The organism is Paenibacillus sp. J2R1T-4, assembly GCF_059692235.1.
This window is the reverse complement of the sequence record NZ_JCAUBA010000012.1, coordinates 87,675-101,627: the sequence shown is the minus strand read 5'-3', so window position 1 is coordinate 101,627 and position 13,953 is coordinate 87,675. Positions and strand designations below refer to the sequence as shown.

Here is a 13,953-nt window from a genome sequence, read left to right as displayed (position 1 = left end):
CGGTACCTTCATTATATGCAATGAATCGGACAGCCTCAATAGAATAAATAGGCAGGATTATGGGTTCATTTATCATGGGCCTTCGAGGACTTGGACGGCCATATGTGGGCAACGTGCCCTTTAGGCCGCTGGGTCAACCGCACAACTAAGCTGGAACGTAGGTCAACCTGATCACCTTCTCGCCAATTCGATCGCTTGCCACGAGGCGCAGCGGCGGCCGCGGACCGGCGAAGAACGGCTTGCCGTGACCCAGCACGACTGGATGGAGATAGAGTCGATACTCATCAACGAGACCGAGCTCCGTTAGACTGTGGGCCAACTCCGGCCCGGCAACTTCAATCTCCCCTTCATGCTGAGCCTTCAGCCCGCGTATGGCCGCTGCGAGGTCGCCCTCGATCAGAGAAGCGTTCGGACCGACGGACTTTAACGTCCTCGACACCACCCACTTCGGTTTGCTTTGCCACGCCGCTGCGTATTCCCGTTCCGGCGCATCCCATTCAAAATGGTCTCCGTCCCAATACCGCATGGTCTCGTACATGCGGCGCCCGTACAGGCAGCCCTCCAGGCCGCGCACGTCGTCGATGAAATGACGGAATAGCACGGGGTCGGGCTGAAATGCCGTGTGGTCGTGGTCGACGAACCCGTCCAGAGACTGGTTCAATGCGAAAACAATCTTTGCCATGCGACTGACTCTCCTCCCTGGTTTTCTCGCACATTCATCATCAGGATTACACTGTCCATATGCAGCCTCCTTTATGTCTACATTTTATCATCCAACAGCATGTCCGGTTTCTCATGGATTGCTAATGTGCACAGTCCTGGCCTGACCGAATACAAATTTAATTTAACGAAGGATGGTAAATTAAACAATTCTGCCCGTTAGCGCGTCTCGGTGCAGCCCGGAGGTCGCTTCTGCATAATCCCCTATTTCATAATCATGCCCCTGTCCCATATCCCGCACGAAACTTACAATTTTCTTATCTGACTAATCAGCACTTCTGGTGTTATTAGCTTCCGGAATACTAAGAATAGCACTAACGAAGGGAAACATATTAACGCTCCGTACTGCAATATAACGGGATCTCCGAATAATCCGCCTGTCTTCGATACTGCAATGGAGCTCATCCTGAACGCTAGTACTGGAGGGTACAGATCCTTCCGTACTAGATAAAGAAGGGAATCGTAGTAGGAATTCCACAGGGATATGAACTGGAGAATCCCTAGCGCTAACCAACTCTTCCATATCTTCGGGATGAACAAGAAGAAGAACGAGTGCAGCTCCCCGCGTCCTTCTGCCGAGGCTTTCTCCTTAAGTTCCGCATACTTGCTGTTGAAGATGCTCTTCAATACGAATACATGCACAATTGGTATAAAGCCGTAGAACAGGTGCGGGAAAATCGTATTCAGCATCCCCATATTTCGGATCAACATATACTCCGGTAGAGAACCTGCTCCCACTACTAAAGCAAATAGCAGGAACACTTTGTAGAAGCCACGACCCGGCAGATCTCGCACGGTTAACGGATAAGCCAGTGTCAGGATCAGTGGGAGTTGAATGACGACCGTAGCCATATTAACAGCCAGGTACAAGATAAAAGGTGATGACGAATACAGTTCGGACAGTGTGGCATCCGATGGTTTATCGGATAAGAATGGATAAACAAACAGTAAGAAACCGAAGAATGCAATCAAGCTAGCATACAGAATGGTTACTCCGATTCCAGCAGTACGTATCCCATTATTCTCTTTATGCAGGTCCCTGGCCGGCGCTATCCGGTTGAACAGTTCTTTAACGAACAGACTTTGGATGAGCCAATAAGCGACCAGTGTAAGTGGAAGCTGTATAGCGAACTGAAGCAGCCAAACAGCCCCAGAGGCGCTAAATTTGAGCTGCATCATGCCCATTCGAAATTGATAGGTGTCCAGCGTATCTCCCACGGTATACACAATCGGGTTCAATAACTGACTGATCAGTTCAAAATCAGTAGTCATCAAGGTTGACATTTGCATAAGCATGAAGGCAGTTATTACTTTGGCTGCTGGCATTACGTTCCGAAACATAAAGCTGGCCTTGAGTTCCGACGACGTTCCACTCTCTCTCTGTGCAAAAGCCGCTTGTTTAGTTGATATTGCTGCGAGTGCCAGCAGGGTGGGAATGCCGCAGGTTTTGATGACTTCTACCACAATGAGTAACGGTCGAAATGCCAGGGTGTTTGTTAGCAAAAGTGTGTCATTGGTGCCTAGTGGGGATTGGTTCTGCGAACATAGTAGGATGACTAAGTATCCTACAATGACCGAAGGAATGAAATAAGGAATGAGGAATAGCGTCGAGAACACACCTCTAAGTTTCCCCGATCGAATACAACTGAGAGCTAATGAAAGCAGGAGTGCAAGAAGTGCGCTACCGATGACATAACCCGCTTTGATTAGCAGCGTATTCGATAAGATATTTAAGAATGCAGGATCATGGAATAGCCGAGTGAAGTTGTCCATTCCTACCCACCTGCTGCCAAATAAACCTTTGACAATATTGTAATCTTTAAAAGGCAAGATTAAGCCAATGAGCAATGGGATGATCTTGAATACGAAAATGAATAACATCGCGGGCAAGACCAGCACGTAATGAAACTTATACTTCCATATTCGAGACAGCACACCTTCTTTTCCCATTGCAGCCGTGGTTGTTCCGGATTCAGTTAATTCAGGTTGTTCATTCATCTGTGGACCTCGTATTCTTAATTTTTACTTGCATAAAGTAGATGACTTCATTTTATCTGACTTGGTGCTGGCGACTATTTGATTTCGACAAAATCTGTAATAATCCTCCATTTTATTATAATAATTCTAGTGAACTCAAAAAAAACTACCGAACAGTCTGTTGCGATCAGTAGATTTCGTTTCGGACATAGATTCCGTTATTCCTCTTTAATGTAAGTTCTTATGGTATACCCTGACTTAGTTGCTGGGTGCTGGTTGTGCCCATTTTGAAGCATATCTTAAAATTCTGCTTCTGTAACAGATGGCTTCCACATTAACCCGTTACTTCGACGAAATAAGGGAGCAACTCCCCGGCGGTTTACTCCCTCGTTCATTTCACTAACGTATCCGTTAGTTAAGAACCAACTCTAATTTTTCGCATCTCCAGAAAAGAATCCAATTAGTGAAGTTATCAAACCAATAAACAATAAAAAAGATTCTGCTCCACCTAATCTAGCACTGGAGTCGAGCGTCAAAAACTGCTGCAAATAACATGATGCTTATTCCTAATAACATTATTTTCAGGGACTTCATCCAAAACCTCTATTTTACATTAATGAACTTCCCTACTCACTTACTCAATAAGTGGATATTCGAGATGCGAATTCAACTGCCGTTAATAGGCTGCCGACAATGCCGGTAGCCTCGTTCTGGTTGAGCTATAGTTCCCCGTTAACTCCACAGCGGAGTATATCAGGGCGAAAAATGTTTCCAATTCCCTTCGGAAACAACTTCGACTGCTCCGTCGATTACTTTGATGGCGGTCTGATCATCAATCGCATACGTCGGCCCTTGCATCCCAGCGGCCCATCTCTCTGCAGCAGCCATGGTGTTTCCAGGCAGCATCTCGTGGTCCAGATGCGGAAATATTGCAAAATCAACCAGACTCAGCGTTTCATCACCACCGGTGGGTGGAGTCCAGCCAACGAAGAATTCCCCAATGTTAGGTGCCATCACCATACTCCCGGCGCTCATTCCCACATAAACTGCCTGCAGCGACGGCAAGAGGTCTGCCAGTCCGGACTGCCGCATCCAGTGGCACAGGTAGAGGGCGTCCCCGCCCGCCACCAGCAGGACGTCCGTCTCCCGGACCAGCGGCACCCAGCGGTCTTTGTTGATGCTTGGCAGCGCTGTGAGCTCCAGCACGCCGACGGACTTCCAGCCCAGGTCGACCATGGGATTCTTGACCATGGGATTCTCGGAATTCCCGCTGATGAACTGCCAGGCTTTGACGCCGGGGCCGACCCAGGGGTGTCCGTACATCGCGGTGGGGATGCACAGGGCGTTGGAGTCGGCGATCGGCTTGCCCAGCATGTCAACTAGCGCGTCGTGTATGCTTTTGTTATTAATGCCTGCAGAGGTGAGCAATAATTTCATAACTTCACTCCTTGTCGTTGTGTGCGTTTGTCGTTTATTCCTTTAGACTTTTCAAAGTAGGGTGTCGTAATTTCCCCCATTGCCTAGGTGTTCGATAAAATGATTGAATTATCCTGCCCGTTACTGTCCGTTGAAGATATCTGCCCGTTAGTTGAACAAAGGTAGCCGATCGCTTTTGGCCGGCTGCCTCATCGATGGATTAGGACCGACTACCCTGCCGCTGTTCGCCGGGACACCGAGCACATGCCGGCCAGTGGAGCGGCAAACGAGTCCACTAGAATCACAACATTCCCTTCCAAATCGCAATGTTGGTCTCTATTCCAGGCAGTTGGAAAAAGCTATTGACCTTAAAGTTACTTCAAGGTGTATAGTAATCTCAAGTAATATTCCAGAAAGTGGAGGTTAAATACGTGGTGATACCAAATTTTAAGTTTGATGGCGGTTTTATTATGGTACCTTGGGATCAGTTCGATGAGGCAATAGAATGGTATCGCGAGAAAATGGGTTGGCAATTGAAGGGTACGGGCCATGGGCCTGTCGGTAGGAAAGCATTCTTTAAGATGCCCGGGTCTGGACAAGCCAATTTGAAATCGTTCGAAAGCGAACTAGACCATTTCACGTCCAAAGATTATTCTGAAGGAAATTGCAGGTTTTGTTTTCGCACGGCCAATCTGGATCGGACACTGGAGTACTTCGATAATCAAGGCATTAAATGCACCGCGCCGCTAAAAATGCCGGATGGCACACGGTCTGCCGACATTTTCGCATTCGGGAATGTTCGCCTGACGTTAAGCGAAGACAGGAAGCTGGAAGGTAAATTCCCTGAATCGCGCGTCATTCAATACGCTGCCAAACCACTATGGTTAGGCGTCTCCGATTTGGAGGCTTCAATCAATTGGTATGAGCGGATATGCGGTTGGGAACGTTCGAAGAAAAATTTTCAAGATCGAGGATTTGGTCTGATGCGCGAAACATGGGACTTTGTCTGGCTGGAAGAAGTAAATATCGAGCGATCATTGAAAAAGGCCAATCCCGGAGCCAGGTTATACTTCAGGATCAAAAAGCAAGAAGATCTGTACAGGACGAATGAATGGCTCAAAGGGCAGGAAATCGAAGTGTCGGAAATCGTAGGGGAGCGTTGGAAGGGATTCCATTTCTATGATCCGGACGGAAATCGATTGAATGTGTGGAGTTATTATTAATAAGACTGGTAGGAGGGGATCCGTTGAAAACCAATATGACCATCCAGAGCTTTGCCGAGCGGACGGGTCTGACCGCCAGCACACTTCGCTATTACGATAAAGAAGGGCTGTTGAAGCCGAGTTATCGGGCGGAAAATGATTATCGATTTTATCAAGAGGATCAGATTTCAAGCGCTTTGAAGATTCATACGCTGCGCCAAGCAGACATCAGTCTGCTTGAGATCCGTCAATTTCTTGGTGCGGATTCCGACGAGCAGGCAGTCTGGTTAAGCAAATGGCGTCAGGATGTAGATACGAAGTTGTTGGCGCTTAATGTGGCCAAACAATATCTTGATGGCGTCGACTCCGTAGATGAGCATATCCGATTAGTCAGATGGACTCATTCTTCGAGGATGCTCTGGTTTCGTCATCGCGTCAAGCGACAGCTTCATCCGTTTGCTCAGGCTATTGAGAAAAGTGCGGCTTACTTGGAAAAGCTAGGGCTTTTGCATGCGAAAGAGGCATTTGTGCAGCAGGAACAAATCATTCGCGATGAGATGATTGGCAAAGTTGGTTTTCGGCTACCCGCAAATACGGTCTTGAAGGATGATTGGAAGAATGAAGCGGAGTTTGAAGTCGAGTTTGAAGTTTTACAACCTACATTGTTCGTTTCAATGGATTGCTTGTCGAATGATCTTTATGCATGTTTTAGTTTAATGCTTGTCTTGCAATCGTTCGGATTCGAGCCGGCTGGACCGAATATTGAGCGTTATCAGCTTCATGATAAGCTGCGATACCAATGGTTGATTCCTGTGGTTCATAATCAAGGAACGGAACCTAAAACAGAAGATTATTGAGAGAGATAACCGACAACTGGTGAGGTTAGTATTGCTTGTTCATGTTCAACTGCCGAGCGTTTTCTGGGAGCAGCTGCCGTGGCGGCGGTCTGCTCCCTAGATTATTTCAACTAACGTTCTCCGTTAGTTGAGTCCCTTTAATTTGGTTTTGCATTGATTTCCGTTAAAGTTCATGCATCACGAAGTCCCACCGAGTTAAGGCAGCTTGCTGCCGGCCGCGATGCGGTTAATCGGTGCGGATGTGTCCCGGCAATTACTTCCTCGTACCTTGTTTCCGGGACCGAGGGTCGCCCAGACCCGGAGCGTGAATGCGGTGTTTATATGATGCACCCGACTTCTTCGAGATACTTTCACACTGCTTTTCTGTTTCTATTTTTACTCTAGTAATGTATATTTCAGTTAAGTCTTCTTTTAAACGTCACTTATTTATTACCGAGTTGTTCCGCCAAACCGATTAGAAGTCCTTCATTTCCACGAATGTAGCAGAGCCGATACGAGTTCTCGTACTGAACCACTTCGCCAACGAGCTGAGCACCGTACTTAGTGAGTCTGGATACCATTTCGTCAATGTCTTCAACGGTGAACATGACGCGTAGATAACCGAGGGCATTTACAGGAGCAGTTCGGTGATCTGATATAGTAGGTGGGGTGAGAAATCGCGAAAGTTCAAGTCGGCTGTGGCCATCTGGGGTAACCATCATAGCAATCTCTACACACTGTGAACCCAGCCCGGTTACGCGACCAGCCCATTCACCTTCGACAGTAGCTCGCCCTTCGAGCTTCAAGCCAATCTCCTCGAAGAAAGAGATTGCGTCATCAAGGGATTCTACAACGATGCCAACATTGTCCATTCTTAGTAATTTGTTTTTTGTCATAGTTTTATCTCCTTATGTGTACAAATTTATTACCTGATCATCTTCATATTTATTCTATCAAGAATTACTAATTCCCTCCAAACGATTAACATCTTGTCACAGTTCATGATAACAAAGATAAGTCACAGTATAGTAAAATGTGAAATTTGGTTTTCGGATATGTCATATTAACTTTTATTCTACGAAATTCAATTCGTAATTACCGTAATAAGATCGTTTTACGTAATAAAATTACGTAGATACCCCTTTTCTAAACTCCTAATATTTTTATACTTTAACAATTCGGAGTTACGATATTATCTCCTGCTTATTATTTTCATCATTAAACTAAACTCCCTCTATGAACAAAAGCATATCTCGGTTTTCCTCATGTTTTCTCAAATTTACTCGACATTCAAAATTCATCAGTCATCTGAATATTGGAATTATGCTGTACTAAAGGATAATATTGGGTCTGAGGAGCAAAAGATCAATAGCCACCTAACATCCAATAACCATTAAATGGATGAAAAGTTAAAGTATGATCGCACTGGTGGATCTCCACATATCTCACGGAGGTCTACCCTCCCAAGTCTCACAGAGTCTAAGCTCCCAATTATTAGGCTTAAAAACGAATTAGCGATATCAGAAGAAGAGATTATCAGGTTTATCCAACTAATAAATAACAGGAGTGATTGGATATTACCTGATAGATAGAACGATGTAAAAGCTGGTATTACCGGTAATACGATAAAAGGTAAGCTCATAAAGACCCAAAATCTCTTCTGCATCAAGTTTAAGTAGGGGAAGCCTTACTAATCCAATAGATCCTTGTATTCATTAGGCAGTTGGGGGACGGAGTCCGGGCTAGAGAGAGGGATGAAGTAAAGGCTAAACGCGGAGAAAATTAAATCATATCGATGGAGCTTAATGAAGGAGTTCAACAATCAAGTATAACAGAGCCTAAGGAAAAATTTGGAGGCCAAAATCAAATCACGTATCCCTATGCGATTATCCGTATCTAAATGTTCTTGATCCCCATACCATGTGACCAGGGGGTGATGAACAGTGGCAAATCCGGTTTTCATTGGCTCCAATTGTATCGCTAAAATAGGAAATCAGTTTTTTCTAATAGCAGAAATTGAAGCAAAAGTACCAGGCGTTGAAATCGACCCGTTATTCGCTATTAGAGCGACTGCTAAACAAGCAAGCCGTCTCATACGTGCGGGTGTAATGCGCTGCAAAATTCAAAATACTGTTCCGAGACCGACTCGTGGAAAAGATGTTGAGCTGAAAGGCGTATTATTCGCGAATGGTCAAATATTTTCTGTATTCGACGTTGAAAATTCTACCGATGAAGCGGTACTCGTAAGAATCAACGTGGCTCAGGCCCAGAAATTGATTAGTAAAGGGGGACGCATTATTAAAGTAATTCGCCGTCCTTTTAACTGAAATCCAAAGTCAAACATGATCACCCCGCCTTCCTACTGAAGCCGGGGTGAGTCACTTATCGGAATTCGCGGACCATACGCCGAATGTTCGGCAGTCAGCTCCGCCGCCCTTCTTCCCCTTGCCGGCACGGAATGTGTCGCCTGATCGCTTTTTATGCTGTTCGGAAGCAGCCGAAATACCTCCGTAATCCGGCCGACATCGGAAGGGGAATTCCGGATATCCCAATTTCGGTAAGCATTAAAGAAGCCCTTCTGCACGAACGTCGGAAATACGACCGTTCCGCGCTCTGTAACCGTTTCTTTAATCGCCTGGATCACCCCGATCGGGCGTCTGCCACATGGCCGAAGCCCCTTGAAGCCCCCACTAAAAACTCATGTACAAATAGAACGGCGCTACCAGACGCGTCGGCTTACCTGTTTCATACACGGAAACTTGTCGGCAAATGTTACCGGGGAACTGGAAATATCAGTTCATAACTTTGTCGAAATCGTCTCGCATCCATTGAATAATGCAAAATTTTGAAAACAATTGTTCAAGGCCGTTCGCAATTGCTTTGTTGGCTTTATGTTGTTCTCGTACCAGATGTTTTTAACAACGAGCGTCCCGGCTTTTCGCTCCGCAATTAGCTCGGCTCGTCCGATGAGGCTTTCTCCGTACATTAGAGGCAACACATAATAGCCGAATTTCCGTTTGATTGCAGGCGTGTAAATCTCCCAGGTGTAATCGAATCCAAACAATTCGTTGATCAGTTTTCTGTCCCATATGAAATTATCTAGTGGGGCAATCAGCTCGCAGCGCCATTTCGGCGCCGGATTTTGCAGGACGGCTTCAATAAGCGGCAAGTCCTCTACGCGGCAGTACAGTATATCCTTCATTTGTTCCACGGCAACAGCAACAATGCGAGCTTCGTGCAACAGCAGGCGGAAAACCTCATTGCGCTGCTCCGCTTTCAATCCCCATATGTTCAGCCAGGCATCGGACGCGCGATTCCATAAAAGGCCAACAGCACCGATTCGACGCAGTACCCGCCACTTGTGATGCTCATGCTCGCCCTCCAGCGGTTCCGGCGCATTCAGCAGATTTGGCTGTATGTACTTCCCGGCGATATCGTAATACTTACGCGTTCCTTTTTTGTGATGTATAATCAACTCGCCTGTCGAGTACATCTGCTCCAGCACCGACCGGGATGAATTGTTTCCGCTGCTCCAGTGGATGGCCGATTGCCAAGCGAAATTTCCATCCAATTTTAGATCATCCGAACTTAGCACACCGTGATTTTGGATGTGAGCCCGTACTTGCTCTATCAACGCTTCCATTTCGGGATAGCGCTTGGCATGATGTCGGGCGGCCTGCCTGTACCGCTCAAAATACGGCCAGTCCTCGACAGGGATAATGGCCAAATTCTTGTCGGGATAATCGACGAGGCTTCTATCTTGATACAACAACTCGGCGAGCATGTTCTTGGTAAATCCTTTGATTCGCGACTGCAAAACCAGTTCGGCGTTTTTTCCGCAAACATCGATTGGATCGTATTGAATACAGCCGACCTGCCGCACAAAATCCAATACTCCCTGCTTTCCGGCAAATTGATATTCGCCCAACAGCCCGTGCTTCAATAGCAGAAATTGCCGTGCCTGGCGGTTCGTCAATTGGATCATGTACACATCGGCTCCTTAACGAAACAAACGGGGGCCGCTTGCACCTGAAGATGGATGGCGAGGTTGCTTATCTCAATAAAGTTACTATTTGCTTCTTTCCATAATGATGGTAACCATTGGGGAGCTTCATTAGCAAACCCCTTTCCTAATTTATCAATAACCGAAAATTGCTCTTTTTCAATGATTTCAACCACGCCAATTCCCCCTATCCGTTGGATAATACAAAAAACAAACACATGTTCCTACAAAATGTTACCATTGTCTCGAGCATAAAAACAAGAGCTATTGAAAAATAACTACCCGTTAGCACAGCGAGGCTGCCGAATCGTTCGGCAGCCTCGCTGTATTTGACTGTTGAGCTATCGTTCACCGTTAGCATAATGGTAAATTCGATCGGTTCCTTTTAAGAACCATCTATAAATGAAAATACATCGGGGCAATCAGGTTTTCCCGGCAAACGCCCATATCTTGTTTAATCCTTTCCCTTTGACCGGTGCAGCGCCCCGACCAGTTCTACAAAGTGACGCCCGCGCTCTTCAAAGTTACGGTATTGGTCAAACGCAGTGCATGCAGGACTCAGCAGCACAGTGTCGCCCGGTGCGGCCAGCTTGTGCGCCTGCGCCACTGCCTCGGCCAGGCCTTCGCAGCGGACAATGGGCGGGCAACTCGGCACTCTACGCGCCGCAGCCTCGATTTGACTGGCCGCTTCGCCGATCAACAGAAGCACCTTGACATGATCAGGCAGCAGCCTAGCCATCTCGTCAAACGGTACTTTCTTATCTCGCCCTCCTGCAATCAGCAGCACTCGGCCCACATGCGCGTGCAGCGTGGCGACGGTACGGGCGGGGCTGGAGCCGATGGAGTTGTTGTAATAATGCACGCCGCCCACAGTTGCCACCCACTGGTTTCGGTGCTCCACGCCGACGAAGTTGCGCACCGTCTCCAGGATTGCCTCATCCGACACGGTCCCCCGCACAGCGCTCATGGCAGCCATAACGTTTTCCACGTTGTACCACCCCGGCAAACGAATGTCACTGATGGGTAACAGACCGTCGATCACCCCATCGTGGACAGTGTGCCCGCCGAAATACTTGGTCCGCCCCCGTCCGCGAAGTGCGGCAGTCGCCGGATTATCGCCGTTTAAGACGGCAAAGTCGTCAGCAGTCTGAAAATCCAGCAGGCGGCGCTTGGCGGCGGTATATTCATCCATGTCGCGGTGCCAGTCGAGGTGATTGGGCGAGAGGTTGGTGATCACCGCCACATGGGGAGAGCGCGTCATGTCCATCAGCTGGAAGCTGGACAGCTCGACCGCGCACGCATCCAGCGGCGACATCTCACCCGCGCGCGTCAGCAGTGGCGTGCCATTGTTGCCGCCCAGATGTACCGTACGTCCCCCGTCAGCCAGCATGTCTGCAATCAGCGACGTGGTGGTGGTCTTACCGTCCGAACCGGTCACGCCGAAAATGGGACAAGGACACAGCGCAAAGAACTCCTCCATCTCACTGGTCACACGGCTGCCACTAGCGCACGCCGAGTCCAGCGCCGGATGGTCTGGACGCATGCCCGGAGTGCGGAACACCACGTCGCCCCCAACGCGATCCAAATAATTCTCCCCTAGGCGCAACTCGACGCCTAGATCGTCCCACTCCTCTCTGGGCAGGGCCGGATTGCGGTCGCGCACGGTGACTCGCGCCCCGGCCGAGCACAGCATGCGGATCAGAGGTGAATTGCTGACGCCGGCGCCGATGAAGGTCACGTCCCGACCGGCCAGCGATTGGATATAAGTGTCAAAAGCAGGATTCATAGGCACCTCCGCTTAGAAAATGTCATTAAATAAAATATACCACAAATTGGAACTATCCTGTCCGTTACTTCAATGGAAAAGGAACAGTTGCCAGCCGGGGCGATCTGTTCCTGGTCTTTGCACTATCGTGTTCCGTTAGCTTGAGAGCGGCAATTTATTTCATTAATTCATGAACCCTAAAACCGTAAAATGCATAAAACTAATTTAGGCACAGATGCCTAATCAAGGAGGTTCACTTTTATGTATCGATCTCATGTACGTAATCAGTCATTCTATGGAGGGCAATTGTACCCGTCCCCCCCTGTTCCCCCTACTTATTATTTTTATGGAAGCCCGGTTGCACACCCGTATTTTTACACACCACGAATACCAATAAATATGGCACCACAGGGTTATCCGGTACCATATTTGCGACCAACGTATGCGGTGACACCAAACGAACTTACACAATTAAAGGGAAAAAGAATTCGAACAACCTTACCAAACATAGCCGGCACCGTAACCGCGACGGTTGGAGAATATAATGGCGCATCAAATCGAGTTCAGTTATTAAACATCGTTAGTGAAAGAACTGGAATAAACTACGGAAATCTAAGCTATATGCCTGATGAAATTAGTGGTTTGCAAGAAGTAGACGGTGGACAGACAGATGGGCAGCCCGGAGAAGAATCAGAGGAGGTTTCGGATTGTTCAGGAGGAGGAAGAGGTAAAAAGTTAGACTCCGGGACAGTTGGAGTTAGAGTCCTTGATCTGGAATATACCATTTATCAGTGTGCCATTATTGTAAGGCCAAAGATAGCGGGTATCAATACTGGTGGCACTTACGAACTAAATAAAACAAAAAAAGGTGCAAGTGCAACATGGCCAATTATCCCAGAAGCATCCCGATATGTGTTTAGTGTATCTGTCGAAAATAAAACGTTATGGGTAGAATTAGAGATGCAACACAGAACAGTGGGAGGCCCTTGGTATAATCCACATTTTGTTTGGAGAAAAACTTGGGGAGCCAAGACTAAAGTTGGTTCATGGGCAGGTTTAGGATTTTAAAATAGAATTGGGAGAGCCATACTGTGTTTTGGAATCCGTCTGGCCAGTTAAGTCATTCCGCCATTCTAGAGCGGTGAGGGGTTAAGGGTTTCCGTTTTGTTTTTGCAAGAACATGTATCGATATTACAAAACGAACCAATATTTTTCGAAAAGGTAAATGTATTTCTCATCTGGAAAAAAATCATCTACTCTAGATTGATAAACAGCATAGCCAATATCGAAGGTTTCATTTTGTATAATCTCTATTTCCCATTGACCAAGTATCCATCTACCCATCCTTTCTTCAAGTTGCTCAACAAACATTGGATTACGACTACCCTCGTCCTGAATTAGTTCTTTATTCATTTAGGCTAGCAGTTTCAAATCTGCTTCTGTTGCTTTGCGTATCGATAACCCCAATCCAATTCACCGCCAGTTAATTTTAAAATGAAATATTCGACATAAGCATATATAATCCTTCCATGTTTTGGAACTATCCTGCCCGTTAGCTTAGTTCAAAAGCAAAAAGAGGACCCACAGCAACGGGCTGAGGGTCTAAGATTGTATATTAAAAGGGGGTCGTAATTTAGTATAGACTTAATTCATTAAAACTGGATGAAAATAAGATTTCAATTCTGTTACACTACAGAACTATTGTGTCCCGTTAGGTGAATTCCTTACTATCAGGAATCATAACTTGGCCTTTCCATTCCTCAATGGACTCATAAATTGTTGTTTTAGGCCACCTAGGGTCATCTTCTTTTTTACTTTTCCATGTTAAATGCACTTGAGCTACTTCAGTAGAGTTTTCATACATAAACAATACGTCGTCCCGGTCCATTCTTCTCGCAATTACACGTAAAGATATAGCGTATAATACGTGGCTAACCGATGCCTCTTTTCGCAATTCCTGTAAAAAGGTTTCAGAATACTCTTCGAACCATGGGTCTACAAATGACAAAGTTGGCACCCCATATCTGTCAAGTT

Annotated in this window: 13 protein-coding genes and 2 pseudogenes; 4 read left to right on the top strand and 11 right to left on the bottom strand. The window is 46.7% G+C overall.

What is annotated here, in order from left to right:
* Window positions 1-145: 145 nt before the first annotated feature.
* The 3 genes from AC58QD_RS19935 to AC58QD_RS19925 form a co-directional block, all read right to left on the bottom strand.
* Window positions 146-682 (bottom strand): dihydrofolate reductase family protein, encoded by a 537-nt coding sequence (locus AC58QD_RS19935; RefSeq protein ID WP_497336487.1) that lies wholly within the window; start codon window positions 680-682, stop codon window positions 146-148.
* Window positions 683-966: 284 nt separating this feature from the next.
* Window positions 967-2,718, bottom strand: a complete 1,752-nt coding sequence (locus AC58QD_RS19930; protein WP_497336485.1) for a hypothetical protein — start codon at window positions 2,716-2,718, stop codon at window positions 967-969.
* A gap of 732 nt (window positions 2,719-3,450) precedes the next feature.
* Window positions 3,451-4,134: a Type 1 glutamine amidotransferase-like domain-containing protein gene (locus AC58QD_RS19925; protein ID WP_497336483.1), complete on the bottom strand. Its 684-nt coding sequence runs from the start codon at window positions 4,132-4,134 to the stop codon at window positions 3,451-3,453.
* Window positions 4,135-4,544: 410 nt separating this feature from the next.
* On the opposite strand from AC58QD_RS19925, the gene AC58QD_RS19920 reads away from it, so the two are divergent.
* Together AC58QD_RS19920 and AC58QD_RS19915 are read left to right on the top strand one after the other, a co-directional pair.
* Window positions 4,545-5,336, top strand: a complete 792-nt coding sequence (locus AC58QD_RS19920; protein ID WP_497336481.1) for a VOC family protein — start codon at window positions 4,545-4,547, stop codon at window positions 5,334-5,336.
* A gap of 23 nt (window positions 5,337-5,359) precedes the next feature.
* The gene (locus AC58QD_RS19915) at window positions 5,360-6,172 is read left to right on the top strand and encodes a helix-turn-helix domain-containing protein (RefSeq protein WP_497336479.1); all 813 of its coding nucleotides are present in this window, start codon (window positions 5,360-5,362) and stop codon (window positions 6,170-6,172) included.
* Window positions 6,173-6,594: 422 nt separating this feature from the next.
* Here AC58QD_RS19915 and AC58QD_RS19910 read toward each other — a convergent pair whose 3' ends face one another.
* On the bottom strand, window positions 6,595-7,047 hold the full coding sequence (locus tag AC58QD_RS19910) for a VOC family protein (protein ID WP_497336477.1): 453 nt from the start codon (window positions 7,045-7,047) through the stop codon (window positions 6,595-6,597).
* A gap of 497 nt (window positions 7,048-7,544) precedes the next feature.
* Window positions 7,545-7,820: pseudogene (locus AC58QD_RS19905) on the bottom strand (metalloprotease family protein); the annotation flags it as partial.
* A gap of 274 nt (window positions 7,821-8,094) precedes the next feature.
* Between AC58QD_RS19905 and AC58QD_RS19900 the strand changes: the two are divergent.
* A complete protein-coding gene (locus AC58QD_RS19900) occupies window positions 8,095-8,478 on the top strand; it encodes a hypothetical protein (protein WP_497336475.1) in 384 nt (127 codons plus the stop codon).
* A gap of 32 nt (window positions 8,479-8,510) precedes the next feature.
* On the opposite strand, the pseudogene AC58QD_RS19895 reads toward AC58QD_RS19900, so the two are convergent.
* The 4 genes and pseudogenes from AC58QD_RS19895 to murD form a co-directional block, all read right to left on the bottom strand.
* Window positions 8,511-8,819, bottom strand: a pseudogene (locus AC58QD_RS19895) (AAC(3) family N-acetyltransferase); the annotation flags it as partial.
* Between the two features lie 129 nt (window positions 8,820-8,948).
* A complete protein-coding gene (locus AC58QD_RS19890; RefSeq protein ID WP_497336473.1) occupies window positions 8,949-10,136 on the bottom strand; it encodes a winged helix-turn-helix domain-containing protein in 1,188 nt (395 codons plus the stop codon).
* Window positions 10,133-10,330, bottom strand: coding sequence for a hypothetical protein (locus AC58QD_RS19885; protein ID WP_497336471.1), 198 nt, complete (start codon window positions 10,328-10,330; stop codon window positions 10,133-10,135). The genes AC58QD_RS19890 and AC58QD_RS19885 overlap by 4 nt, the downstream gene beginning before the upstream one ends.
* 278 nt (window positions 10,331-10,608) lie before the next feature.
* Window positions 10,609-11,940 (bottom strand): UDP-N-acetylmuramoyl-L-alanine--D-glutamate ligase, encoded by a 1,332-nt coding sequence (murD, locus tag AC58QD_RS19880; RefSeq protein ID WP_497336469.1) that lies wholly within the window; start codon window positions 11,938-11,940, stop codon window positions 10,609-10,611.
* A 240-nt stretch (window positions 11,941-12,180) separates the two neighbouring features.
* Here murD and AC58QD_RS19875 point away from each other — a divergent pair, with 240 nt between their 5' ends.
* Window positions 12,181-12,987: a hypothetical protein gene (locus AC58QD_RS19875; protein WP_497336467.1), complete on the top strand. Its 807-nt coding sequence runs from the start codon at window positions 12,181-12,183 to the stop codon at window positions 12,985-12,987.
* Between the two features lie 123 nt (window positions 12,988-13,110).
* Here the strand turns inward: AC58QD_RS19875 and AC58QD_RS19870 are convergent, their stop codons facing one another.
* Both AC58QD_RS19870 and AC58QD_RS19865 read right to left on the bottom strand, forming a co-directional pair.
* Window positions 13,111-13,332, bottom strand: a complete 222-nt coding sequence (locus AC58QD_RS19870) for a hypothetical protein (RefSeq protein ID WP_497336465.1) — start codon at window positions 13,330-13,332, stop codon at window positions 13,111-13,113.
* A 298-nt stretch (window positions 13,333-13,630) separates the two neighbouring features.
* Window positions 13,631-13,927 carry a hypothetical protein gene (locus AC58QD_RS19865; RefSeq protein ID WP_497336463.1) on the bottom strand — a complete coding sequence of 99 codons (297 nt, stop codon included), beginning with the start codon at window positions 13,925-13,927 and terminating at the stop codon, window positions 13,631-13,633.
* Window positions 13,928-13,953: the final 26 nt, after the last annotated feature.

Coding starts and splice junctions, on each gene's coding strand:
- AC58QD_RS19935 (WP_497336487.1), bottom strand. CDS start 682: ATGGCAAAGATTGTTTTCGCATTGAACCAGTCTCTGGACGGGTTCGTC.
- AC58QD_RS19930 (WP_497336485.1), bottom strand. CDS start 2,718: ATGAATGAACAACCTGAATTAACTGAATCCGGAACAACCACGGCTGCA.
- AC58QD_RS19925 (WP_497336483.1), bottom strand. CDS start 4,134: ATGAAATTATTGCTCACCTCTGCAGGCATTAATAACAAAAGCATACAC.
- AC58QD_RS19910 (WP_497336477.1), bottom strand. CDS start 7,047: ATGACAAAAAACAAATTACTAAGAATGGACAATGTTGGCATCGTTGTA.
- AC58QD_RS19890 (WP_497336473.1), bottom strand. CDS start 10,136: ATGATCCAATTGACGAACCGCCAGGCACGGCAATTTCTGCTATTGAAG.
- murD (WP_497336469.1), bottom strand. CDS start 11,940: ATGAATCCTGCTTTTGACACTTATATCCAATCGCTGGCCGGTCGGGAC.
- AC58QD_RS19875 (WP_497336467.1), top strand. CDS start 12,181: ATGTATCGATCTCATGTACGTAATCAGTCATTCTATGGAGGGCAATTG.
- AC58QD_RS19870 (WP_497336465.1), bottom strand. CDS start 13,332: ATGAATAAAGAACTAATTCAGGACGAGGGTAGTCGTAATCCAATGTTT.